At 64.6% G+C, this 24,802-nt stretch carries 20 protein-coding genes and 2 pseudogenes; 11 read left to right on the top strand and 11 right to left on the bottom strand.

Going from position 1 to position 24,802, the window contains the following annotated elements; translation table 11 throughout:
* Positions 1–3: 3 nt before the first annotated feature.
* From pseG to ACHMW6_RS35755, 11 genes and pseudogenes are all read right to left on the bottom strand, one after another.
* Complete coding sequence (gene pseG / locus ACHMW6_RS35805; protein ID WP_395404464.1) at positions 4–1,233, bottom strand: UDP-2,4-diacetamido-2,4,6-trideoxy-beta-L-altropyranose hydrolase; 1,230 nt, start codon at positions 1,231–1,233, stop codon at positions 4–6.
* Complete coding sequence (locus ACHMW6_RS35800) at positions 1,151–1,534, bottom strand: hypothetical protein (RefSeq protein ID WP_395404462.1); 384 nt, start codon at positions 1,532–1,534, stop codon at positions 1,151–1,153. Before ACHMW6_RS35800 ends, pseG begins: the two co-directional genes overlap by 83 nt.
* Positions 1,535–1,551: 17 nt before the next feature.
* Entirely contained in the window at positions 1,552–2,244 is a 693-nt protein-coding gene (gene pseF, locus ACHMW6_RS35795) for a pseudaminic acid cytidylyltransferase (protein ID WP_395404460.1), read from the bottom strand.
* Positions 2,241–3,392, bottom strand: coding sequence for a UDP-4-amino-4,6-dideoxy-N-acetyl-beta-L-altrosamine transaminase (gene pseC, locus ACHMW6_RS35790; protein ID WP_395404458.1), 1,152 nt, complete (start codon positions 3,390–3,392; stop codon positions 2,241–2,243). Before pseC ends, pseF begins: the two co-directional genes overlap by 4 nt.
* Entirely contained in the window at positions 3,389–4,396 is a 1,008-nt protein-coding gene (gene pseB / locus ACHMW6_RS35785; protein WP_395404456.1) for a UDP-N-acetylglucosamine 4,6-dehydratase (inverting), read from the bottom strand. The genes pseC and pseB overlap by 4 nt, the downstream gene beginning before the upstream one ends.
* Positions 4,397–4,467: 71 nt before the next feature.
* Positions 4,468–5,328, bottom strand: a complete 861-nt coding sequence (locus tag ACHMW6_RS35780; protein ID WP_395404454.1) for a hypothetical protein — start codon at positions 5,326–5,328, stop codon at positions 4,468–4,470.
* Positions 5,325–6,686, bottom strand: coding sequence for an HlyD family type I secretion periplasmic adaptor subunit (locus tag ACHMW6_RS35775; protein ID WP_395404452.1), 1,362 nt, complete (start codon positions 6,684–6,686; stop codon positions 5,325–5,327). Before ACHMW6_RS35775 ends, ACHMW6_RS35780 begins: the two co-directional genes overlap by 4 nt.
* On the bottom strand, positions 6,659–8,803 hold the full coding sequence (locus ACHMW6_RS35770; RefSeq protein WP_395404450.1) for a peptidase domain-containing ABC transporter: 2,145 nt from the start codon (positions 8,801–8,803) through the stop codon (positions 6,659–6,661). The genes ACHMW6_RS35775 and ACHMW6_RS35770 overlap by 28 nt, the downstream gene beginning before the upstream one ends.
* Positions 8,804–8,986: 183 nt before the next feature.
* Positions 8,987–10,711: a hypothetical protein gene (locus tag ACHMW6_RS35765; RefSeq protein WP_395408791.1), complete on the bottom strand. Its 1,725-nt coding sequence runs from the start codon at positions 10,709–10,711 to the stop codon at positions 8,987–8,989.
* Positions 10,712–10,729: 18 nt separating this feature from the next.
* A pseudogene (locus tag ACHMW6_RS35760) lies at positions 10,730–10,831 on the bottom strand (hypothetical protein); the annotation flags it as partial.
* A 166-nt stretch (positions 10,832–10,997) separates the two neighbouring features.
* Positions 10,998–15,560: pseudogene (locus ACHMW6_RS35755) on the bottom strand (beta strand repeat-containing protein); the annotation flags it as partial.
* 662 nt (positions 15,561–16,222) lie between these two features.
* Here ACHMW6_RS35755 and ACHMW6_RS35750 point away from each other — a divergent pair.
* The 11 genes from ACHMW6_RS35750 (at position 16,223) to ACHMW6_RS35700 (ending at position 24,633) form a co-directional block, all read left to right on the top strand.
* On the top strand, positions 16,223–17,620 hold the full coding sequence (locus ACHMW6_RS35750) for a DHA2 family efflux MFS transporter permease subunit (RefSeq protein WP_395404448.1): 1,398 nt from the start codon (positions 16,223–16,225) through the stop codon (positions 17,618–17,620).
* Positions 17,621–17,629: 9 nt separating this feature from the next.
* Complete coding sequence (locus ACHMW6_RS35745; protein WP_395404446.1) at positions 17,630–18,355, top strand: substrate-binding periplasmic protein; 726 nt, start codon at positions 17,630–17,632, stop codon at positions 18,353–18,355.
* Positions 18,356–18,387: 32 nt separating this feature from the next.
* The gene (locus tag ACHMW6_RS35740) at positions 18,388–18,855 is read left to right on the top strand and encodes a MarR family winged helix-turn-helix transcriptional regulator (protein WP_395404444.1); all 468 of its coding nucleotides are present in this window, start codon (positions 18,388–18,390) and stop codon (positions 18,853–18,855) included.
* 176 nt (positions 18,856–19,031) lie between these two features.
* Entirely contained in the window at positions 19,032–19,301 is a 270-nt protein-coding gene (locus ACHMW6_RS35735) for a DUF2282 domain-containing protein (RefSeq protein ID WP_395404442.1), read from the top strand.
* A gap of 17 nt (positions 19,302–19,318) precedes the next feature.
* Positions 19,319–20,095: an alpha/beta hydrolase gene (locus tag ACHMW6_RS35730; RefSeq protein WP_395404440.1), complete on the top strand. Its 777-nt coding sequence runs from the start codon at positions 19,319–19,321 to the stop codon at positions 20,093–20,095.
* Positions 20,096–20,127: 32 nt separating this feature from the next.
* On the top strand, positions 20,128–20,388 hold the full coding sequence (locus tag ACHMW6_RS35725; RefSeq protein ID WP_395404438.1) for a hypothetical protein: 261 nt from the start codon (positions 20,128–20,130) through the stop codon (positions 20,386–20,388).
* Between the two features lie 54 nt (positions 20,389–20,442).
* Positions 20,443–21,282 carry a DUF692 domain-containing protein gene (locus ACHMW6_RS35720; protein ID WP_395404436.1) on the top strand — a complete coding sequence of 280 codons (840 nt, stop codon included), beginning with the start codon at positions 20,443–20,445 and terminating at the stop codon, positions 21,280–21,282.
* Positions 21,279–22,028 (top strand): putative DNA-binding domain-containing protein, encoded by a 750-nt coding sequence (locus ACHMW6_RS35715; protein ID WP_395404434.1) that lies wholly within the window; start codon positions 21,279–21,281, stop codon positions 22,026–22,028. The genes ACHMW6_RS35720 and ACHMW6_RS35715 overlap by 4 nt, the downstream gene beginning before the upstream one ends.
* Positions 22,025–22,876 (top strand): alpha/beta fold hydrolase, encoded by an 852-nt coding sequence (locus tag ACHMW6_RS35710; protein WP_395404432.1) that lies wholly within the window; start codon positions 22,025–22,027, stop codon positions 22,874–22,876. Before ACHMW6_RS35715 ends, ACHMW6_RS35710 begins: the two co-directional genes overlap by 4 nt.
* Positions 22,877–22,893: 17 nt before the next feature.
* Complete coding sequence (locus ACHMW6_RS35705; protein ID WP_395404431.1) at positions 22,894–24,189, top strand: acetamidase/formamidase family protein; 1,296 nt, start codon at positions 22,894–22,896, stop codon at positions 24,187–24,189.
* Between the two features lie 9 nt (positions 24,190–24,198).
* Positions 24,199–24,633, top strand: a complete 435-nt coding sequence (locus tag ACHMW6_RS35700; protein WP_395404430.1) for a DoxX family protein — start codon at positions 24,199–24,201, stop codon at positions 24,631–24,633.
* Positions 24,634–24,802 lie beyond the last annotated feature (169 nt).

Raw genomic sequence — 24,802 nt, 5'->3', positions numbered from 1 at the left:
GGTTCACGCCTTGATCCGCTGAGTGTAGATGTCAAATTCTTTGGCAAAGCCGGCCGTCTCGAAGACGGCGGCCGAGGCCACGTTCTGCGGGCGCACCTGCGCCTCGATCACTTCCAGTTGTGGCCAGTGGCGCGCCGCGCAATCGCTGCCGGCGGCGATCAGGCTGGCGCCGATACCCTGACCGAGGAAGGCCGGAGTCAGGTAGACCGAAACCGTGGCCTGCCGGTGCCTGCGATCATACCGCAACACACCCGCGGCCTGGCCGTCGATCTCGCCAATCAGCAGCAGCCGGTCCGGGTCGGCCAGCGCCGCAGCAAACCACTGGCGGTGCTGTGCCAGCGGAATCGGCGCACTGTCGCCGGAAAAACGCCGCACCGGCTCGGCATTGCGCCACTCCCACAAACGCTCGCAGTCATCCGTCAGTGCGCGCCGCAGCTGCAGGCCGCCGGCCAGCTGCAGCGCCGCCATGCGCCGCACGACGCGCTCGGCGCCGCGGCCATCGACCAGCGCCAGGCTGGCGGCAGCCAGATGCTGCAGCAGCCACGGCGACGCGCTGGCCAGTTGCACTGCAGCCGGCAGCACGCCCGGTGCCAACGCGGCGGACTGGCCCAGGTACAGCACCCGGCCCCGGCGCGCCATGGCCGCGCAGCCGGCTTGCTGGTTGTCAGCCACCGCCAGCGCGATGGAGGGCAACCCCACGCAGCAGCGTTCCCACATGGCGCCGCCGCCGGCCCCGATGGCCAGGTCGGCGCCCGCCATCAGTTGCGCGATATTGTCGACCTGGCGGTGCAGGCGGGCCCCCGGCATGGCCGCGCATTGCGCCGCCAGCGCCGCATGGTGCGGGTTGGCGGCGCCGATCACGAGGTCGATCTGCAGGCCGGGTTGTCCCAGGGCCGCCAAGGCCTGCAGCACGCGGCCGGTCTCATTGCCCGGGTCGGCGCCGCCGATGAAGACGAAGACACACCGCACCTGGCCATCGCGCGCGGTCAGCGTGGCGCGCGCCGCGGCAAATTCGGGACGCAGCACGGCAAAATGCGGACCCAGCAAACGCTGGCAGTGCGCCGGCACCAGGCCGTCGTAGCGCGTCTGCGGCTGATCGGCCTCGTTCTGGTCCAGCAGCAGGTCACAGTCATGGACGCGGTCGGCCAGGTCATCCAGTACCATGATGCGCGCCACGGCAGGGCGCAGCGCCTGCTGCCATTGGCGCTCGATGCCATAATGGTCGACCAGCAACCAGTCCGGCCGCCAGGGCAGGGCCGCTGCGGTATCGTCGGCATCCTGCTGCCAGGGTGCGCCCAGCCAGGCCGCATGGGCGGGCGCAGGGGGGCGCTTGCCAGCCGGGCGCCGGCGGCGCCAGGCGCGCCACCTGGTAGCCGCGCGCCGCGACCAGCTGACACAGATGGCCTTCGTGTTCGCGGCACACGAACAGCACCTCGGCGCCGGCGGCGCGCAGCCGTTCGGCCAGCGTCAGGCAGCGCATCACATGGCCGGTGCCGATGTGCAGGGAAGCGTCAGTGCGGATTGCGACTTTCATGGGGCCGGGGCGCCGCATCAGTCATCGACACCCGCCAGCGCATTGAACAGCAGCTCGGCGCGGCGCCAGTCTGCGGGCGTGTCGATGTCGACCGCGCGCCATTCCGGAATCACCAGGCCCTTGCCGTTCTGGTGCGGCGAATCGCCTTTCAGCCAGGCTGCTGCAGTGCCCCAGTAGAACTGGCCGGCGTCGTAGTAGCCCGGTTCCAGGTCCTGGGTGCGGGTGCGCACGAACTCGGGATTCATCGGCGCCATCTTGCCTTCCGGCGAACGGCGCAGCGCGCGCTGCACGGCGGCCGGGAAGGAGGCCACCGTAAAGGCGTAGTCGGCATCGCCCGCCTCCAGCAAGGCATGCGCGGCGCGCAGGTCCTCGGTACGCAGCAGCGGCACGCCCGGATATATGCAGCAGACCTGTTGCGCATCCCAGCCCGCGGCGCGGCAAGCCTCGATGGCGTGGGCGATCACCGGCACGGTGCCGGCATGGTCGTCCGACAGCTCGGGCGGGCGCATGAAGGGTACTTCGGCGCCGCACCGGCGCGCGATGTCGGCAATTTCCTGGTCATCGGTACTGACCACCACATGATCGAACAGGCCGCTGCCGCGCGCCGCATCAATGGCGTAGGCAATCATCGGCTTGCCGGCAAAGGGCTTGATATTCTTGCGCGGGATGCGCTTGCTGCCGCCGCGGGCGGGGATGATCGCGATCCTCATGCCAGGGCCTTTCGCACGGCAGCCACGACCTGATCCTGCTCCGCCTCACTCAGGCTGAAGTACATGGGCAGGCTGATGGCGCCCTGATAATAGCGCTCGGCGGCCGGGAACTGGCCAGGATGGAAGCCCAGGCGCTGGTAGTAAGGCTGGGTCGGCACGGGAATGTAGTGCACGTTGACGCCGATGCCGCTGGCGCGCAGCGCTTCGAACACGGCACGGCGGCTCTTGCCTGCCCGCTGTTCGTCGATCCAGATCGGGTACAGGTGGAAGGCCGAGCGGCCCTCCGGGTGCTGCCAGGGCGTACGCAGCGGCAGGCCTTGCAGCAGGCTGTCGTAGCGCGCGGCCAGCTGGCGGCGGCGCGCCACGAATTCATCGAGGCGGCGCAACTGGGACAAGCCGAGCGCAGCCTGGATGTCGGTCATGCGGTAGTTGTAGCCCAGATCCTGCTGCTCGTAGTACCAGGGGCCGTGCTCCTCGGCCAGCGCGGGCGTGCGCACCATGCCGTGCGAGCGCAGACGCGCCAGCTGCTGCTGAAGGGCCGCATCATTGGTCATCAGCATGCCGCCTTCGCCGGTGGTCAGGATCTTCACCGGGTGGAAGCTGAAGATGGCGATGTCGCTGTACTGGCAGCTGCCCACCTTGCCATCGCGGTAATCCGCGCCCACCGCGTGCGACGCGTCTTCCACCACCTTGAAGCCGTACTCCTTCGCCAGGCGGGCAATGCCGGCCATGTCGCAGGACTGGCCCGCGAAGTGCACCGGGATCACGACCTGAGGCAGGCGGCCGGCGGCGCGCGCGGCCACCAGCTTGCGCTCCAGTTCCGGCACGCTCATATTGTAGCTATCGGGATCGATGTCGACGAAGTCCACATCCGCACCGCAGTACAGTGCGCAGTTGGCCGAGGCGATGAAGGTGTTCGGTGAAGTCCACACCAGGCTGCCTTCGCCCACGCCCAGCGCCAGGCAGGCGATGTGCAGCGCCGCCGTGGCGTTCGACACCAGCACGCCGTGTCGCGCGCCGCAATAGGCGGCCAGGCCCTGCTCGAAACGGTCGATACTGGGGCCTTGGGTAATCCAGTCCGACCGCAGCACGTCGACGACGGCGGCGATGTCCTCTTCCGAAATGGTCTGGCGCCCGTAGGGAATCACTCGGCAGCTCCCAGGCCCAGCTTCACCAGCGCACGCAGGCCGGTTTCATCCAGCACTTCCTTATTGGTGCCGGAGCTGTATTCGAAACCGGTTTCCACCGGAGTGCCCTGCTCGCCGATATTGTTCGTCTTGTAGTCGGGACGGGTGGTGAAGGCGATCGAGGGCTGGATCACGAAGTGATCATGGAATTCCAGCGTCAGGTGCGAATCGTCCATCGGGCACATCACTTCATGCAGCTTCTCGCCGGGACGAATGCCGATGATCTTGGTCGGCAGCGTGGGCGCCATCACGTTCGCCAGCGCGGTGACAGTGGCCGACGGGATCTTCGGCACGAAGATTTCGCCGCCGTGCATGCGCTCGAAATTCCGGATCACGAAGTCCACGCCCTGCTGCAGCGTGATCCAGAAGCGGGTCATGCGTGCATCGGTAATGGGCAGTTCGGTGGCGCCGTTGTCCAGCAGTTTCTGGAAGAAGGGGATCACGGAACCGCGCGAGCCGACCACATTGCCGTAGCGGACCACGGCAAAGGTGGTGCGGCGGTTGCCGACCATATTGTTGGCGGCCACGAACAGCTTGTCTGATGCCAGCTTGGTGGCGCCATACAGGTTGATCGGATTGGCGGCCTTGTCTGTGGACAGTGCGATAACCTTTTCCACATTGGCGGCCAGGGCTGCGTGGATCACGTTCTCCGCGCCGTAGATATTGGTCTTGATGCATTCCATCGGGTTGTATTCGGCTACCGGCACGTGCTTCAGCGCGGCCGCGTGGATCACGTAGTCGACACCATCCATCGCCTGCATCAGGCGCGCCTGGTCGCGCACGTCGCCGATAAAGTAGCGCATCTGCGGCGCATTGTAGGTCTGCGCCATTTCAAACTGCTTCAGCTCGTCGCGCGAGTAGATGATGACTTTCTTGGGCTGGAAGCGCTCGAAGATCGTTTTGACAAATTGCTTGCCGAACGAGCCGGTGCCGCCGGTGATCAGGATAGTCTTGTTGTTAAGCATGAGTTAGTCCATTCGTGGTCATCATTTACCGCCGTATTATGCCCCGTTCACCGGGGCGGCGGGGGAGGGAATTAGCCGAAGAATTGGCGGATTACTTGGCGTACGTCTCGCTGGCGGAACACTTCGCCGCACTCTTGCGCATAGCGGTGCCGCAACTGTGGATCAGCCAACAACATATCGGCTGCATCGCCCAGTTCCGCGGCCGGCGCAAAGCGCAGCACGCGCTGCAGATCCGGCTCGATGTCCTGGTCCGGCAGCAGCTCGCACAGCACCGCCTTGTTATTCGCAAGGTAATACGACACGCGCGCCACTTCAAACACCTTGAAGCGCGGGTTTTCATTCGATACGTTCAGCAGGATCTTCGCACGGCCGATGAATTCGTCGCGCTGGCGGCCCCACACATTGGCCAGGGTCACCATCGACACATTGTTACGCTCATGCTGCATCTGGATCAGCTTTTCGCTGCGCTTTGGTCCCAGGCTGCCGATGTAAAGCAGGTCGATTTCTTCCTCGCGCTGCGGCACGCGATCCAGCGTGGGCGCATACGACACCGGCGCGTAGTAGACCGGCAGGCGCGGGTTGAGCTGCCGCCAGTTGCGCACATTGGCGGCGCTGTAATCCCAGATCTGGAAGCCGGCAGCGGCGGCCTCCAGCACCTTCGAGCCTTTCATGCTGCCAACCGAAACCTGCTCCAGGTTATACAGGATGGTATTGGGCGGAAACTCGGGCATGCCGCCCATGGCGAAGGCCGGCATCCAGCCGAACACGATGTTGACGGCGCGGCCATCGACAGCGTTGCGAAGCGTGGTGACAGGGTAGCCCAGCGACTGGAAACCCCAGACCAGGCTGTCGATAACTTCCTGGTATGCCTGCATCACGGTAAAGCGCGGATGGTCAGGCTGGAACAGCGTGATATTGATGCGAGTGGTCATGGTTCGCGGATCGATTCGTCCAGCGCCTTGGTCAGCGGCCAGATCAGGTAAGACATCACCGAGCGCTTGCCGACCACGATCTCGGCGGAGATGGTCATGCCGGGCAGCAGGCGCGATTGCGGTTTCATATTCTTCAGCGGTTTGTTGCCGAGCGCGATGCGGCTCAGGTAATAGGATTCGGGGGCGCTGGGTGAAGCGCTGTCGCGGCGGAAAGCGTCCTCCGACACCGTGCGCACCTTGGCATCGAGCGAGCCATGGCGCTGGAAGGGGAAAGCTTCCACTTTCACGTGCACCGGATCGCCCTTCTTGATATAGCCGACGTCCAGTGCATCGATCTGCACTTCGGCCTCCAGCTCGGCCGACAGCGGCACCAGCGTGAAGAAGGCTTCCGTGCCGCGCGCGATCGAGCCCGGCGAGAGCTTGGCGATTTCCAGCACCACCGCATCGGCTGGCGCGCTCAGACTGACCAGCTGATGGCGCTTGTCGGCCTTGGCCAGCTGTTCGGCCACATCGGCGCGTTCGCGCGAGATGACCAGCATGTCTTCCATCGCCTTCTGGCGCCAGCCCTTGTCGAAGGCGGACTTCTCGGCCTGCTGCGAAGCGATGTCCTTCTTGATCTCCTGCTCGCGGTTGTTGGCCAGCAGCTGGTCGCGCTCGACTTCGAGGCGTTTATCGCGCGCTTCCAGCAACTTGATGCGGGCGCCGTACTGCTGGGCCACCAGCTTTTCCTGCATCGTTTCCATTTCCTGCGCCGATTTCAGGCGCGCCGTCAGCACCTGCTGGTCGCGCTTGTTGGTTTCCAGCGAGGCTTGCAGCTTGGCGATGTTCTCCTCGATGCGCGCGCTCTGGGCCTGGAAGTTCGCGCGGCGCTCGGCGGCCAGGCGCGACTGCAGCTGGCTGTCGGCGCTGTTGCCGTGCTGGACGCTGTTGCCGCCGCTTAGTTCGGCCTGCAGCTGGCCCAGCTGGGTATCCAGGCTGGCCAGGCGGGTGCGCAACTGGGCTTCATCAGCTTCGGTGAAAGTCGGATCCATCGTGGCCAGCTTTTCGCCCTTGCGGACGATCTGACCAACGCGCACATCGACCGTCTGCACGATGGAATTTTCCAGTGGCTGCACAACGATATTCGGCAAGGGGTTGATCAGACGGCCGCGCGCCACCACCACCTGGTCGACCTGGGAAAAGCTGCTCCACAAGATGGCAATCAGCAAGGCCGCGGCCAGGACGGGCAGTGTGATGCGGGCGAAAGCCGGCAGCGGACGCAGCTCGATTTCGTCGGCGTCCGGCAGGAATTCGACGTCCGGCTGCTTCTTGCGGCGCACCGCGACCTGGCTTACAGGTGGCTTGTTTGCTGGTTCCATAAGTGCTGATAAGTTTCGCTACGTTGCAACAGTTCTTCGTGGCGCCCACTGTCCATCAGGCTGCCGCGCTGCATGACCAGGATGGCGTCCGCGTTGACCAGCGTGGACAGGCGGTGCGAGATCATCACCACTGTGCGGCCAACTGCGATCTTGGACAGGTTGGCAATGAAGATCGCTTCGCTTTCCGGATCCAGCGCAGAAGCCGCTTCGTCCAGGATCAGGATGCGCGGCTTGGCCAGCAGCGCGCGAGCAATCGACAGGCGCTGCTTCTGGCCGCCGGACAGGTTGGATGCATTTTCTTCCAGCAGGGTATCGTAGCCCTGCGGCATGCGCTCGATGAATTCGTCGGCGCCGGCCGCGCTGGCCGCTTCGACAATTTCCTCAAAGGTCGCTTCCGGCTTGGTGGCGCAAATGTTCTCGCGCACCGTGCCACGGAACAGGAAGTTCTCCTGCAGCACAACGCCGATCTGGCGCCGCATATGGGCCAGGTCGATTTCGCGCGCGTCTACCGCATCGAAGCGGATAAGCCCTTCCTGCACTGGATACAGGCCCTGCATCAGCTTGGTCAGCGTGGTCTTGCCGGAGCCGCTGCGACCGACAATGCCGACCACCGTGCCAGCCTTGATGGTGAAGCTGGCGCGGTCCAGGGCCGTGTTGGCGGCGCCCGGGTAGCGGAAGGTGACGGCGTCGAAAGTGATATTGCCCTGCAGCGTGGGACGCAATCCGGCGTTGCCGCCGCGGCCTTCCGGCGCACGGTTCATGACCTCGCCCAGCATGCGCACCGACAGCGCGGTTTCTTGGTACTCGTTGATCAGGCCGACCAATGCGATCAACGGCTGGGTCACGCGCTGGGTCAGCATCTGGAAGGCGATCAGCGCGCCCACCGACAGCGTGTTGGTGAACACGTCGCCGGCGCCGATGATGATGATGACCACCGGCAGCAGCTTGCCGAGGAAGTCCACCACCGAGTTGCCGGTAATGGCAATCTGGCCCACCTTGAAATGCAGCGTGATGGCTTCGGCCGAGCGCTGGTCCCACAGTTTGCGCTGGGCCGGTTCGATGGCCAGCGCCTTGACGGTGCGCATGCCGTGTACGGTCTCCACCAGCATGCCCTGGCGCTTGCCCTCGGCCGCATACAGTGCGTTCAGGCGGCGCTGGAATGGCGGCACCATGATGGCCACGGTGGTGCCAATGGCGGCAGTGAAGGCCAGCGCGATCAGCGCCAGCTTCACAGAGTAGCTGAACAGGATGGGCATGAAGATCAGCAGCGCCGTGCAGTCCAGCGCCGTGAAGAACAGCTTGCCGGTCAGGAAGCCACGGATCTTCTCCAGTTGCTGCATGTGGCGCGTGATGATACCCGCGGTCGTCGTCTCAAAATAATCGATCGGCAGGGACAGCAGGTGGCCGAAGGTGCGCCGCGTCAGACGCATATCGATCTTGTTGGTGGCCGCCAGCGTCAGCAGCTGGCGCAAGTAGCCGAAGGTGGCGTCGAAGGCCAGCGCGCCGATAATGCCGAAGCCCAGCACCGTCAGCGTGGATGCGCTCTGGTGCACCAGCACCTTGTCGATCACCAGCTGGAAGAAGATGGGCGAAGCCAGCGCCAGGATGTGCATGGCAATGGCGGCAATCGCGATATCGCGGAAGGCCGCCTTCTGCTTCAGGATTTCGGGAATGAACCAGCGCAGGCTGAACGGCTGGTTGGGATCGGTCAGCGCGTGCTGACGCTTGACGAAGACAGTTTCGCCTTCCCAGCGCGTGCAGAACTGCGAGCGCTGCAGCAGGATCACGCCCGCGCCCTGCTCCAGCGGATCGAGGATGGCCACCTTGCCATCGCCTTCATCGGCACGCGCGCCCACCACGATCACCGCATTGCCGTTGTTCAAGCGCGCGATCAGCGGAAACACGCCCCCCTGGGCCAGCAGGTTGTCCCATGACAGCTTGGCATGCTTGGCTTTCAATCCGATATCCGCTGCGATGCGCAGCAGGCGGGCTCCCCAGGGTTCTTCGGTCTGCAGTGCGTAATCATCGATCACACGCTCCGGGTTAATCTGCAATCCATGGTGCTGTGCGATCGCCGTCAGGCACTGGATGACGGTGTGGGAATGTTTTGCTTGCATCGTCGGGAATTGGGAAACGTGGCGCGGAGCGCATGGGCGATTCTACCGCGATGCGCCCGCGCCATGGAGGGATTTGTATCCCAGATTCAACATTGTGACTGCAAAAAAAAACGGCGACGTGGATGCCGTCGCCGTTTTGCGCTGCCAGCGGGGCGTCTTGCGCCGCCCCGCTCGCGGCCGGGCTTACTTGCCGATTGTCAGGAAGCCATTGCCATTCGTATCCTGCAGGCCCGGAGCCTTCAGGTGGCTGTCGCCGCTGCCTGCCAGGGTGCTGCCACCCAGCGGCTTGCCGTCGGCGCCGAACTGCTTCAGGGCGTCCACCATCGAGCCTACCGCAGCCAGCTTGCTTGCTTCCTGGGCGGAAGCCGGCATTTCCAGCTTGGCGCCGGCCGTCACCGCCTGCTCGGTGCCGTTGAAGGCGGCAATTCCCTGCGCCAGGCCGGTAACAGCATTGCGCAGTTCCGGTGCGCCAGTCTTGAACCAGACGTCGGCCATCTCGTGCGTGGTGCCATCGACGGTCTCGAAGCTGGAGGTCAGGCCAACCCAGTTGCCGTTGTTGTTGACCTTGCTGGTCTCGGCATTCAGGTTCAGCTTGGCCACACCGGCATCGGTCAGGCTCTTCAGCTCGTTCGCCTGGCTGACACCGTCGGCATTGCCGTCGACCCATACCTTCAGCGAAGCGAAGCCGCTGTCCTTCTTGTCAATCACGCCATCGCCGTTCTCGTCCAGCTCGGACAGCGCCTGGTAACCGTCGGATGCCTTGCTGCCATCCTTCAGGGTTGCCGAGCTACCGAACAGTTCGCTACCGTTGTCGATGCTGCCGTTGCCGTTCAGATCGCGGACCAGCAGGGCGTCGCCACCGCCAACCCAGCCGGTGCTGACCTTGCTGCCTTGAGCGAAGATGTCGAACTGGACACCGGAAGCTACGCTCAGGGTCTGCACGCCGTCGCCGTTCAGATCCAGGATGATTGGCGTGGACGGGTGCAGGGCAGCCAGCTGCGCGGTCGTCAACGATGCCAGCTGCGTGCTGCTCAGCGAATCAGCCTGCGCGGTCGACAGCGCTGCAATCTGCGCCGTCGTCATCGCCGGCAGCTGCGTCGTGCTCAGGGCGGCCAATTGCGTGGTGCTCAGAGCCGTGATGCCGCTGGTCTTCAGCGCGGCCAAGTCCTGGGTTTCCAGCGAAGCCACGTTGGCGGTCGACAGGCCGCCGATCTGGCTGCTGCTCAGGGCCGTAGCCTGGGCCGTGGTCAGGGCCTGCACTTGCGTGCTGCCCAGGGCGCCCAGCTGGCTGGAGCTCAGCGCCGCTACCGCCGCAGTCTTCAGCACCGCCAGGTCAGCGGTTTCCAGCGCTGCCAGGCTGGCGGTGCTCAGGGCCGACACGAAGCCGGAGCTGAGAGCCGCTGCCTGCGAGGTCGTCAGCGCGACCACCGCGGTAGTCGAAGTCAGCGCCGCGGCGAACGCGGAGGTCGACAGGGCGCCCAGTTGGGCCGTCGTCAGTGCACCGATTTGTACCGTCGTCAGCGATGCCACCTGGGCCGAGCTCAGGGCGGCGATGGCGCTGGTCTTCAGTGCGATCAGGTCAGCCGTCTCCAGCGAAGCCACGCTGGCGGTCGACAGGCCGGCCACCTGGGCCGAGACGATCGCCGAAGCCTGCGCGGTGGTCAGTGCCGCCACTTGCGCGGTGGTCAGGGCGGCCACCTGAGTGGTGCTGAGGGCACTGATGACACTGCTCTTCAGCGCTTGCAGGTCTGCCGTTTCCAGCGACGCCACGCTGGCCGTAGACAGGGCCGTGATCTGGCGCGAGGTCAGGCCGGATGCCTGGCTGGTGGTCAGCGCGGCCACCTGGGCGGTCGTCAGGCCGGCGTTGATCACGGCCGTGCTCAGGCCGCCGATCTGGGCGCTGGTCATGGCGCCGATCTGCAGCGTGGTCAGCGACGCGAACTGGGCGGTCGACAGGCCGGCAATGCCGGACGTCTTCAGTGCCACGAAGTCGGCGGTGGTCAGCGAAGCCAGCGATGCGGTGCTCATGGCCGCTACCTGTGCCGAGCCCAGCGATGCGGCCTGTGCGGTGCTCAGGTTCGCCACCTGGGGTGGTGCTCAGGTTTGCCATTGCAGCGGTGCTCAGGGCAGCGATCTGCGAAGTCTTCAGCGCGCCGATCTGGGTGCTGTTCAGTGCGGCCACACTCGCGGTGGACAGCGCGGCGATACCGGACGTCTTCAACGAGATCAGGTCAGCGGTTTCCAGCGCGGCCACATTGGCGGTCGACAGCGCAGCCACCTGGTCCGAATCCAGCGCTGCAGCCTGCTGGGTGGTCAGGCCCATCACCTGTGCCGAGGTCAGCGTTGCCACCTGCGCGGTGGTCAGCGCGTTGACAGTGTTGGTCTTCAGCGCAGCGAAGTCGGCGGTGACCATCGCCGCCAGGTTGGCCGTGGACAGGGCCACGATCTGGCGCGAAGTCAGGCCGAATGCCTGGCTGGTGGTCAGCGCAGTCACCTGGGCCGTCGTCAGGCCGGTGGCGATCACGGCGGTGCTCAGCGCGCCCAGCTGGCTGCTGGTCATGGCGCCGATTTCCGTGGTCGTCAGGGCCGCGAACTGGGCGGTCGACAGGCCGGCGATGCCGGACGTCTTCAGCGCCACGAAGTCGGCGGTTTCCATCGCCGCCAGCTGCGCCGTGCTCATGGCGGCCACTTGGGCCGAACCGAGCGAAGCGGCTTGCTGGGTGGTCAGGCCGATCACCTGGCTGGTGGCCAGTGCCGCCACCTGGTCGGTGGTCAGGGCAGCGACGGTGCTGGTCTTCAGCGATGCGAAGTCGACGGTTTCCATCGCGGCCAGGTTAGCCGTGGACAGGGCCACGATCTGGCGCGAGGTCAGGCCGGATGCCTGGCTGGTGGTCAGCGCGGCCACCTGGGCGGTCGTCAGGCCGGCGTTGATCACGGCCGTGCTCAGGCCGCCGATCTGGGCGCTGGTCATGGCGCCGATCTGCAGCGTGGTCAGCGACGCGAACTGGGCGGTCGACAGGCCGGCAATGCCGGACGTCTTCAGTGCCACGAAGTCGGCGGTGGTCAGCGAAGCCAGCGATGCGGTGCTCATGGCCGCTACCTGTGCCGAGCCCAGCGATGCGGCCTGTGCGGTGCTCAGGTTCGCCACCTGGGTGGTGCTCAGGTTTGCCATTGCAGCGGTGCTCAGGGCAGCGATCTGCGAAGTCTTCAGCGCGCCGATCTGGGTGCTGTTCAGTGCGGCCACACTCGCGGTGGACAGCGCGGCGATACCGGACGTCTTCAACGAGATCAGGTCAGCGGTTTCCAGCGCGGCCACATTGGCGGTCGACAGCGCAGCCACCTGGTCCGAATCCAGCGCTGCAGCCTGCTGGGTGGTCAGGCCCATCACCTGTGCCGAGGTCAGCGTTGCCACCTGCGCGGTGGTCAGCGCGTTGACAGTGTTGGTCTTCAGCGCAGCGAAGTCGGCGGTGACCATCGCCGCCAGGTTGGCCGTGGACAGGGCCACGATCTGGCGCGAAGTCAGGCCGGATGCCTGGCTGGTGGTCAGCGCAGTCACCTGGGCCGTCGTCAGGCCGGTGGCGATCACGGCGGTGCTCAGCGCGCCCAGCTGGCTGCTGGTCATGGCGCCGATTTCCGTGGTCGTCAGGGCCGCGAACTGGGCGGTCGACAGGCCGGCGATGCCGGACGTCTTCAGCGCCACGAAGTCGGCGGTTTCCATCGCCGCCAGCTGCGCCGTGCTCATGGCGGCCACTTGGGCCGAACCGAGCGAAGCGGCTTGCTGGGTGGTCAGGCCGATCACCTGGCTGGTGGCCAGTGCCGCCACCTGGTCGGTGGTCAGGGCAGCGACGGTGCTGGTCTTCAGCGATGCGAAGTCGACGGTTTCCATCGCGGCCAGGTTAGCCGTGGACAGGGCCACGATCTGGCGCGAGGTCAGGCCGGATGCCTGGCTGGTGGTCAGCGCGGCCACCTGGGCGGTCGTCAGGCCGGCGTTGATCACGGCCGTGCTCAGGCCGCCGATCTGGGCGCTGGTCATGGCGCCGATCTGCAGCGTGGTCAGCGACGCGAACTGGGCGGTCGACAGGCCGGCAATGCCGGACGTCTTCAGTGCCACGAAGTCGGCGGTGGTCAGCGAAGCCAGCGATGCGGTGCTCATGGCCGCTACCTGTGCCGAGCCCAGCGATGCGGCCTGTGCGGTGCTCAGGTTCGCCACCTGGGTGGTGCTCAGGTTTGCCATTGCAGCGGTGCTCAGGGCAGCGATCTGCGAAGTCTTCAGCGCGCCGATCTGGGTGCTGTTCAGTGCGGCCACACTCGCGGTGGACAGCGCGGCGATGCCGGACGTCTTCAACGAGATCAGGTCAGCGGTTTCCAGCGCGGCCACATTGGCGGTCGACAGCGCAGCCACCTGGTCCGAATCCAGCGCTGCAGCCTGCTGGGTGGTCAGGCCCATCACCTGTGCCGAGGTCAGCGTTGCCACCTGCGCGGTGGTCAGCGCGTTGACAGTGTTGGTCTTCAGCGCAGCGAAGTCGGCGGTGACCATCGCCGCCAGGTTGGCCGTGGACAGGGCCACGATCTGGCGCGAAGTCAGGCCGGATGCCTGGCTGGTGGTCAGCGCAGTCACCTGGGCCGTCGTCAGGCCGGTGGCGATCACGGCGGTGCTCAGCGCGCCCAGCTGGCTGCTGGTCATGGCGCCGATTTCCGTGGTCGTCAGGGCCGCGAACTGGGCGGTCGACAGGCCGGCGATGCCGGACGTCTTCAGCGCCACGAAGTCGGCGGTTTCCATCGCCGCCAGCTGCGCCGTGCTCATGGCGGCCACTTGGGCCGAACCGAGCGAAGCGGCTTGCTGGGTGGTCAGGCCGATCACCTGGCTGGTGGCCAGTGCCGCCACCTGGTCGGTGGTCAGGGCAGCGACGGTGCTGGTCTTCAGCGATGCGAAGTCGACGGTTTCCATCGCGGCCAGGTTAGCCGTGGACAGGGCCACGATCTGGCGCGAGGTCAGGCCGGATGCCTGGCTGGTGGTCAGCGCGGCCACCTGGGCGGTCGTCAGGCCGGCGTTGATCACGGCCGTGCTCAGGCCGCCGATCTGGGCGCTGGTCATGGCGCCGATCTGCAGCGTGGTCAGCGACGCGAACTGGGCGGTCGACAGGCCGGCAATGCCGGACGTCTTCAGTGCCACGAAGTCGGCGGTGGTCAGCGAAGCCAGCGATGCGGTGCTCATGGCCGCTACCTGTGCCGAGCCCAGCGATGCGGCCTGTGCGGTGCTCAGGTTCGCCACCTGGGTGGTGCTCAGGTTCGCCATTGCAGCGGTGCTCAGGGCAGCGATCTGCGAAGTCTTCAGGGCGCCGATCTGGGTGGTGCTCAGTGCGGCCACACTGGCGGTGGACAGCGCGGCGATGCCGGAAGTCTTCACTGCCAACAGGTCAGCGGTTTCCAGCGCGGCCACATTGGCGGTCGACAGCGCAGCCACCTGGTCCGAATCCAGCGCTGCAGCCTGCTGGGTGGTCAGGCCCATCACCTGTGCCGAGGTCAGCGTTGCCACCTGCGCGGTGGTCAGGGCGCTGACAGTATTGGTGCCCAGGGATGCAAAGTCGGCGGTTTCCATCGCCGCCAGGTTGGCCGTGGACAGGGCCACGATCTGGCGCGAGGTCAGGCCGGATGCCTGGCTGGTGGTCAGCGCGGCCACCTGGGCAGTGGTCAGGCCAGCGTTGATCACGGCAGTGCTCAGGCCGCCGATCTGGGCGCTGGTCATGGCGCCGATCTGGGAGGTCGTCAGCGATGCGAACTGGGCGGTGGACAGGCCGGCGATGCCGGACGTCTTCAGCGCTACGAAATCGGCAGTGGTCAGCGAAGCTAAGGAAGAGGTGCTCATCGCGGCGATCTGGGCCGAACCGAGGGCCGAAGCTTGCGCGGTGGTCAGGCTCGCAACCTGTGCGGTGCTGAGGGTGGATACTAGCGCAGTGGTCAGGGCAGCGACCTGGGCCGATTTGAGGTTGCCGAACTGGCTGGTGGTCAGGGCAGCGATGTTGGCGCTCGACATCCCGGCGATGCCACTGGTCTTCAGGGATACCAGGTCGGCGGTTTCCAGGTTAGCCACGCTTGCGGTGGAGAGAGCCGCGATCTGGCTGGAGCTCAGCGCGCCAGCCTGGGTGGTGGTCAAACCAATAATCTGGGTGGACGTCAGGGCGCCCATCTGCGCAGTCGACAGGGCCGCGATCGAAGTGGATTTCAGCGAGGCAAAGTCCGCGGTTTCCATGGCAGCCAGATTCGCGGTGGAGAGGGCGCTGATCTGGGCGGAAGTCAGGCCTGCGGCCTGAGTTGTGGACAGTGCAGTAACTTGCGCCGTGGTCAGCGCGGTCGCGATGGTGGCAGTGCTCAGCGCGCCCATCTGGCTGCTGGTCAGGGCGCCTACCTGATCGGTGCGCAGATTTGCGAACTGGGCGGTGCTCAGCGCCGCGATGCCGGCCGTCTTCAGTGCCACCACATCCGCCGTTTCCAGTGCGGCAAGGCTGGACGTGGCCAGCGCCGAGATCTGCTGCGACTTCAGGGCCGAGGCCTGGGCCGTGGTCAGGGCTACCACCTGTGCGGTGTTCAGCGCTACGGCGATGTTTGCCGTGCTCAGCGCCTGCACTTGCTGCGTGGTGAGGTAGGAGACCTGGTCAGAGGTCAGCGAAGCCACATCGTCGGTAGTCAGCCCGGCAATGTATGCCGTTGATAAGGCACGTATTTGCGCTGAGTTAAGGCCGATCAGGTTGCTAGACATTTTCCATTCTCCTTGGGACTACACACTGCAATTTTTATAGAGCAACGCCGAGGCTCCTGACGCCTGGCGGCTCCGCTTCTGACTGTTCCTGGTCGCGTCTCGCTGATTGCGCGACCGGAAACCTACCCTGTGGACTTCTGTTTTCGTTCTTAACGTCAACTTCAGACCAAAACTTTAGAGCAACTGTTGCCTCAATTAAACGGCAAAAAGCGCTCAATAGTGACTATTTATCAAAGACTTAGCACTTTCATCCCTGCCGGCAACTTTCCGGCAGGCTTTAGTGCAAAGCGACCGGCGCCATAGTTTCATTAAGTAAACTTCGCTGCCGCCAACCACAAAAAGCGTTTCGATGACTCGAGGCCAACACCCAATGACGACCTGAGCCGAGATTCCCAACGGCAAGTATATCGCAGTTTATTGCCTCCGGGCACCAAAAAACCCGGTTCGTCGTTGCCCTGCAACTATCCCTTTTGCAAACTTGCTATTTCGCTTCGATTCCATCTTAATGGCTTAGCAGCTACTTTCATCGAAGAAATAGACAAGAATATCAGCCGCATATCTGCTGGAAAAATGTGACCCGCGCGTGACGCACTCACCGGCACGGGCGTGGCAAAATTAGAGACTTTTGTTTTCATCCTGTATAAGCAGAGGGCTCTTTATATATGACAGGCGGAGCATCCCCGAACCGTTTCCTGCCCTGGGTCGTCGCCACCGCCCTGTTCATGGAGCAGCTGGACTCGACCATTGTTAATACTGCAATTCCCACGATGGCGGAAAGCCTGCACGTGACGCCGCTCAGCCTGAAAGCGGTGGTCACCAGCTATATCCTCAGCTTGGCGGTGGCGATTCCTGTCAGCGGCTGGATGGCGGACCGCTTCGGCACACGGCGCGTATTCAAGACGGCTGTTGGCATTTTCACCATTGCGTCCATCATGTGCGGCCTGGCGCTGAACTCGCCGATGCTGGTGGCGGCGCGCCTGCTGCAGGGCTTTGGCGCGGCCATGATGATGCCGGTGGGGCGGCTGACGATCGTGCGGACCTATCCGAAGTCCGAACTGTTGACGGCCATGAACTTCGTCATCATTCCGGCCCTGATCGGTCCTTTGCTGGGGCCGACGGTGGGCGGGCTCATCGTGCACTGGATGTCCTGGCGCGAGATCTTCTTTATTAATGTGCCGGTGGGGATGGCAGCCTGGTGGCTGGCGCACAAATTCATGCCGGACTATTACGGCGAGGAAAGGCGTCCACTCGATGTGATGGGGCTGGTGCTGTTCGGGACAGGCGTCGCGCTACTGTCCTGGCTGCTGGAAGTGTTCGGCGAGCACCAGGTCGACGCCACCTCGGCAATCGTGTTGCTCCTGATATCCTGCGCCCTGCTGGGCGCCTATGCCTGGCACGCGCAGCGCGAGCCCCATCCTTTGCTCAAATTGCAATTGTACAGGGTGCGCACGTTCAGCGTCTCCGTGCTGGGCGGCGCGCTGACACGGCTCGGGGTGGGCGGCCTGCCTTTCCTGCTGCCTCTGCTCTACCAGCTCGGCCTGGGTTTCCCGGCCTGGCAGTCCGGTCTGCTGATGATGCCGTCCGCCGCCGCCGCGATGGGCATGAAAGCGATCTCGGCCAGGGTGCTGCGGCGTTTCGGCTACCGCCAGGTGCTGATCGTCAACACTGTGCTGATCGGCGTGACCATCGCGACCTACGCGCTGGTGAAGCCGGGCACGCCGTGGTGGGCCATTGTGCCGATCGGCCTGTGCCAGGGCTTTTTCAACTCCCTGCAGTTCTCCAGCATGAACAGCCTGGGCTATGCGGACGTCGAAGGCCGCGATTCCAGCATGGCCAGCACCATGGCCAGTTCGATGCAGCAGCTGTCGATGAGCTTTGGCCTGGCTTGCGGCTCGCTGGTCACGGGATGGTTCCTGGGCGGACTACCGCAAACCGACCGGCCGGCCCTCGTTTCGGCCCTGCACCACGCCTTCATTGCGCTGGCCGTGCTGACCGTGGTTTCCTCGGCCGTGTTCTGGCGCTTGCGTCCAAATGACGGAGAAAGCATCAGCCGCGGCTAGAATAGGCGCATGAAACGACGACAGCTTCTTGCCACGGCCGCGCTCGCCACTCTCCCCTTGCCCATCCTGGCCGCCGCCCAGCCGCGTCGCCTGCGCATCGTCACCACCGACCTGCCGCCGCTGGTGACGGAACAGGGCGGCGGGGTCCTGCGCGAACTGGTCGCCGAACTGTGCCGCCGGACGCAGCAGACACCGGCCCTGGAATTTGTCCCCTGGCGCCGCGCCATCTTCCTCGCCACCACGATGCCGTCCACGGCCATCTTCCCGCTGACGCGCCAGCCGGAACGCGAAGACAAATTCCGCTGGCTGGCGCCGCTATATGAGGAACGCTATCTCTTCCTGGCCCCGCGCGGCGGCAGTTTCGACCTGCAGCACCCGGAGAATATGAAGGACAGGCGCATCGCCCTGATCCGCGGCGCGGGCCAGGGCGCCATGCTGCATGAAATGGGCTTCGACCACATCGTGGAGGCGGCATCCGTGCATGAAGTGCATCGCTTCCTGCTGGGCGGCATGGCCGACGCGGCCTTCGGCGAGCACGCCATCATCCGCGCCTCGCTGAAGGCGCGCGCCGGCGAAAGCCAGTTCGAGCTGAGCGCACCACAGCGCACCTCGACGGCCTGGCTGGCCGGCACCCTGGACTTCAGCGAATCCGAAGCGGACCGCTTCCGCCAGGCCATGGACGCCATGGTTGCGGACGGTACTGTAAAGAGCATTATGGCGAAACATGGTCTATAATACGATTAAATCGCATTCGACTTAGAGGCCCCATGAACAAGAACGCCAACCGCCCTACCCCCAAGGATCCGGACATCGCCAAGCTGTCCGACTACCTGTGCTTTGCCGTCTATTCGGCCAACCTCGCCTTCGGCAAGGCCTACAAGCCCATCCTCGACAAGCTGGGCTTAACATATACGCAATACATCACCATCATCGCCCTGTGGGAAGAAAATAACCAGACCGTCAGCGGCCTGGGTGAAAAACTCTTCCTCGAGTCGAACACGCTCACGCCCATCCTGAAAAAACTCGAATCGATGGGCTATCTGCGCCGCCAGCGCGATCCGGAGGACGAGCGCCAGGTGCGCATCGGCCTGACCGAAGCGGGCTTCCGCCTGCGCGAAGAGGCGCTGACCATGAGCCTGGTGAAGGAAACAGGCCTGGGTCCGGAGGACTTCGCCAAGGTACAGAACGCCGTCGCCACCTTGCGCGACAATCTGCTGACGTCCATCAAAAAGTAACCCCGTCCCGCCCCAATCGGAAAGCCGCGGCCCTTGCGCCGCGGTTTTTTTTCGCCCTGACCAGAAAAATCGCATGCGCTTTCATCGGAAGCGCTAAACAAGATACAAACGGACACATGGGAGATACGTGGGGTGCGCAAACTGCATGCACTTTCAATCACGTTAGGAGATTTCAAATGAAGCACGCAGCAATTGCAGCCGCCCTGGCTTTCGCCACCATCGCCACCGGCGCCCACGCCGCCGACGCCCCGAAGAAACAGATGGAAAAGTGCTATGGCGTGTCCAAAGCCGGCCAGAACGACTGCGCCGCCGGCCCAGGCACCTCCTGCGCCGCCACCTCCACCCGCGATTACCAAGGCGACGCCTGGACCCTGGTGGACAAAGGCACCTGCACCACCATCAAGACCCCGAAAGGCTTCGGCTCCCTGGCCCCGGTCAAGCGCTGATCAGGAAAGCACAAGCCATGAAGAAGTATTCCCAAATCGCCCTCGCCGCCGCCATGCTGGCAGCCGCCGCTTCCGCCGCCCACGCCGCGGACGCACCGCAGCGCCCCACCCCGGCTGGCGCAAAGAACGTCATCATCGTACAGGACGCCTTCGTCGATGGTTCCGGCTGGCGCGTGGTGCACGACATCCTGTACTGGAAAGGCTACAACGTCACCGTGCTGCAGCCGGGCTATCACTCAGTGCAGGAAGACGGCGGCTTGCTGGACAAAAAAATGTTCGCCGCGAATGGCCCGACAGTCCTGGTGGGCCACGGCTATGGCGGCAACGTCATTACGGCCGCCGGCAAGATCAGCAAGATCAAGGCCCTGGTCTATGTGGCCGGCTTCGCGCCGGACGTGGCGGAATCCGCCAACCAGCTGACCAACTCGATGCCGCCTGAAGTCGACAACATCAAGTACACCTTCGACGGCTTCGCCTACTACGACCCGGCCAACTTCGGCCGCGACTGGGCGGGCGACCTGTCGGAGAACCGCACCAACTATATGGCGGCGTCCCAGCCATTCGCGACCATCGGCGCCCTCGGCGGCCAATCGCGCACCGTCGCATGGCGCGGCATTCCGAGCTACGGCATCGTGGCCACGGAAGACCGCACCATCACCCCCGACCTGCAGCGCTGGATGTACCAGCGCGCCGGTAGCAAAGTCACCGAAGTGAAGGCCAGCCACGCTGTGTATATCTCCCAGCCGGAAGCCGTCGCCAGGGTGATCGAAGAGGCCGCACTGGCCGCCAAGTAAATCCATTTAATTTATCCAACGGAGTAAACATCATGATCAAGACCGCATCCTTCGCCGCCGCCGCTGCCATGCTCGCACTGGCCACCATGGCTTCCACCCCTGCCTACGCCGCCGGCGCGCAGAAAGAACAACCAGGCCGCTGCTACGGCGTGAACACCTGCAAGGGCACCAGCCTGTGCGCCACCGCCCACAACGACTGCAAGGGCCTGAACGAGTGCAAGGGCCAGGGCGTCCTGGTGAAAACCCCGACCGAGTGCAAGAAGCTGGGCGGCACCCTGACCGAACCGAAGTAATCAAGCATTACGGCCCGGCCATCGCGCCGGGCCATTTCTGAAGAGAGTACAGCGATGTCACGATCCCTACCCAGCATCTCCGGCCATGGCCTGGGCCTGCGCAAGGAACACTACCGGGACTTCCTGGAAACCGACGTTCCCGTCGATTTTGTGGAGGTCATTTCCGAGAATTTCATGGTGGCAGGCGGCCAGCCGCGCCATATCCTGCGCCAGGTGCGCGAGCGCTATCCGGTTGCGCTGCATGGCGTGTCCATGTCCATCGGTTCGGCCGACGGTTTGCGCGCCGACTATCTGCAGCGCCTGAAAGCGCTGGTCGATGAGATCGAGCCGGTGATCGTGTCCGACCACCTGAGCTGGTCGCGCATCGACGGCTTCAACTCGCACGACCTGCTGCCGCTGCCCTATACCGGGGAAGCGCTGGACATCGTCTGCAACAATATCGACCAGGCGCAGAACGCCCTCGGCCGCGCCATGCTGTTCGAGAACCCTTCCAGCTATATCGCCTTTGACGGCGCCTCGATGTCGGAATGGGAGTTCCTGGCCGAGATGAGCAGGCGCACCGGCTGCGGCCTGCTGCTGGACGTGAACAATGTCTTCGTCAGCGCCAGCAACCACGGCTTCGATGCGCATGCCTTCCTGAACAGTATTCCCGCCGACCGCGTGCGCCAGATGCATCTTGCGGGCCACAGCCAAGGCGAGCACCTGCTGATCGACACCCACGACAGCCCTGTACCCGATGGCGTATGGAGCTTGTACGCGATTGCGTCCGCGCGCTTCCCGCACGCCGTGACCATGATCGAGCGCGACGACAAGATCCCGCCACTGCCGGAACTGATGGCGGAGCTGGACCTGGCGCGCGCCATCGCCCGCGCCGCCCATAAGGAGGCAGCATGAATCTCGCAGAACTGCAACGCGGCTTCCGCACCTGGCTGGTGGAAGCCTCCGACGACGCAGCGCGCGAGCTGACCGGCGATTCCGATCCCGGCCTCTTCGTCTACCAGAACAACTACCGCGGCCAACTTGTCGCCTGCCTGCAATCGTCCTTCCCGCAAACGCGCGCCTTCATGGGCGAGGAAGCCTTCCTGCATGCGGCCGTGGCCCATATCGATGCGCGTCCGCCTTACGCCTGGACGCTGGACGCCTATGCCGCCCATTTTGGAGAAACCTTGCGTACCGAATTCCCCCTGAACCCCGATGTGCACGATCTGGCCTGGATCGAGCAGTCGCTGGGCACTGCCTTCGTCGCCGGCGATGCCCAGCCCATTACCGCCGCCGACCTGGCCAACGTCAACTGGGACACCGCGCGCCTGCAATTCACGCCGACCCTGCTGACCACCCAGGCCAGCACCAATGCCGCCGATATCTGGTGGGCCATGCAGGAAGGCACGCAACATCCCGACGGCGAGATGCTGCCGGAATCGCGAGGCCTGCAAGTTTGGCGCCGCGGCTTCACGTCCTGCCTGCGCACGCTCGATCCGCTGGAGTATGACGCGCTGATGCATGCCCAGTCCAACGGCAGCTTCCCCAGCCTGTGCGAAATGCTGATCACGCGCCTCGGTGAAGAGCAAGGCGTGGCGAAAGCCGGCGAGCTGCTGGCCGATTGGATCGGCAGTGAGCTTGTGACAGGAGTCGAGCCATGAACCGCCGCGGCTTTTTGATGACGGCCAGCGCCGCCGCTGCCGGCTTCGCGCTCGCACAAGCGCCGGGCGCCGCCTTCGCTGCGCCTGTCCGCAAGGCCCTGCCGCGGCTGAAGACCCAGCAAGTCGGCTCCGGCGATATCAATTTCGGATACCACTCGGCCGGCCCTGAAGAGGGCAGGCCGGTGGTCCTGCTACACGACTTCGGTTACGACATCCACAGCTTCACCGAAGTCATTCCCCTGCTGGCGGAGCAGGGCTTCCGCGTGCTCGTGCCGTATATGCGCGGTCACGGCAGCACGCGCTTCAAGGACAAGTCGATCGCCCGCTCCGCCCAGCCCGAAGCGCTCGGCGCCGACACGCTGACCGTGATCGACTCGCTGCACCATCCGGAGGCCGTGGTGGCGGGCTTCGGCCAGGGCGCCGTCGCCGCCCGCGCTTTTGCGCAGCTGAAGCCCACGCGCTGCAAGGGCATCGTTGCTGTCGATGGCCTTTGGCGGCCGGTGCCCGAACGCGCCGCACTGCAAAAGGATCGGCGCGGTTTCGCCCGCAAGCTGTGGACGGCCAATTCGCCGGACTGGCGCTTCGATGAAGCTGTTTTCGCCCGCGCCGCCGTGAGCTTCGACAACCCGGACTTCGCCGCCATTCTGACCGACACGCCGTCCAACGCCGCCGTTCCCACCGTCTCTGCGCCCGTGCTCACGCTGCGCGGAAGCGCCAGCGGCATACCGGTCGACGATCCGACGGCGCGCATGATCGAAGGCGCCGGCCACAACCTGCCGCTGGAAGCTCCGCAAGCCTTCGCCGACGCAATCGCGGAAATGGTCCGCAACGCCAAATGGCGCACCTGAACATAGGAGAGATGAACATGGCAGTAAAAGAACTCGCAGTCGTTACCTACACCCAGGGCATCATCGGTCCGAGCCAGAAGATGCTTGGCCCGCTGGCCGATGGCGGCAAGCTGTTTGCCGGCACGCCCCCCGGATGCTGGGGACCGATGATCACGCCCGCCTTCCAGGGCGGCCATGAAGTGACGCAGCCGGTCGCCATCGAAGGCGCTGAAGTGGGGGACGCCGTGGCGCTGAAAATCGACCGCATGCGCGTAACCTCGATCGCCACTTCGTCCGGCGTGATGGAATTCGTCGAGGGCCGCTACAACGGCGACCCCTTCGTGTCGAAGCTGTGTTCCGCCTGCGGCACCGAACATCCGGCCAGCCATGTGCAGGGCATCGGCGAGGAAGCGATCCGCTGCAGCCATTGCGGCGCCGAAGTAAACGCCTTTCGTTTCGGCCACGGCTATGTGATCGTGTTCGACCAGGAGAACCAGGTCAGCCTGACGGTGAACCAGGAGATCGCCAACCAGCTGGCGGGCAAGGCGCCTGAAGCCTCTGCGCTGCCGGAATTCGCAGCCCAGCATTCCATCCTGGCGCTGGCGCGCGCGGACATCCCTGGACTGGCGGCGCATATGCGTCCCTTCCTCGGAAATATCGGCACCACGCCATCACGCGACCTGCCGGACTCGCACAACTGTGCCGACTTCGGCCAGCACCTGGTCGGCGCGCCGCATCGTTATGGTATGACCCAGGAAGAACTGGACGAGGCCCGTACCGACGGCCATATGGACACCAACTCGGTGCGCCAAGGCGCCATCCTGATCTGCCCAGTGAAAGTGCCGGGCGCCGGCGTCTACCTCGGCGACATGCACGCGCAGCAGGGCAACGGCGAAATCGCCGGTCACGCCACGGATGTCAGCGGCGTGACCGAACTGACGGTGGAGGTGATCAAGAACCTGACCATTCCCGGCCCCATCCTGCTGCAGAACGAGGACGACCTGCCGCCGATGGCGCGCCCGATGACGGCCGAACAGCGCCAGAAAGTGCGCGCGCTCGCCGATCGCTGGGGCCAGCGCGACATCGAGCAGAACGGCCCGATCACCTTTATCGGCAGCGGCAAGAACCTGAACGAAGCCACCCGCAACGGCCTGTCGCGCGCCGCCGAAGTCACGGGCCTGCCGTATGACGAGGTGCTGAACCGCGCCACGATCAACGGTTCCATTGAAATCAGCCGCCTGCCCGGCACCGTGCGCGTCACCTTCCTGTGCCCCATGCCCATCCTGGACCGCATGGGCATCGGCCACCTGGTGCGCGAAAAATACCATCTCTAAGGATCCATCATGACTACCCAGAACGAAACTTACGCAACGGCGCTGCCGCGCCTTATCCCACCCGCCGTGCAGCTGCTGGTGGCGCGCATCGCCATCGCCGCGATCTTCTTCCTGTCCGGCCGCACCAAGGTCGAAGGCCTGCTCACGCTGAAGCAGTCGACCTATGACCTGTTCGAATACGAATATGCGCTGCCGCTGCTGCCGTCCGATATCGCAGCACAGCTGGCGACTTATGCGGAGCATTTCCTGCCGTTGCTGCTGGTTGTTGGCCTGTTCACCCGCTCCTCGGCCCTGGCGCTGCTGGGGATGACGGTGGTGATCGAGATCTTCGTTTATCCGGCGGCGTGGCCGACTCATTTGAGCTGGGCGGGGTTGTTGTTGCCGCTGGTTGCTTATGGTGGCGGGGCGTTTTCTGTCGATAGCTTGATCAAGCGCCGTCGTTGATCATGCACGGCGGATCAATGATCCGCCCTACACTCCCGGGCCCCGCATCCCTTGCGGGGCTTTGCTTTTTCCGGCCGTATCGTGAAACGCAACAGGGGTGGCAACTGATATCGCTACCAAATTTTAGTACTTTCTACTATGAAGGGATACCCTCCTATGGCGCGCTTCT

The sequence above is a fragment of the Pseudoduganella sp. UC29_106 genome (assembly GCF_044055365.1).
Classification (GTDB): Bacteria; Pseudomonadota; Gammaproteobacteria; order Burkholderiales; family Burkholderiaceae_D; genus Rugamonas.
Note: the sequence above shows the minus strand (reverse complement) of the source record. Positions and strands in the feature narration are given on the sequence as shown.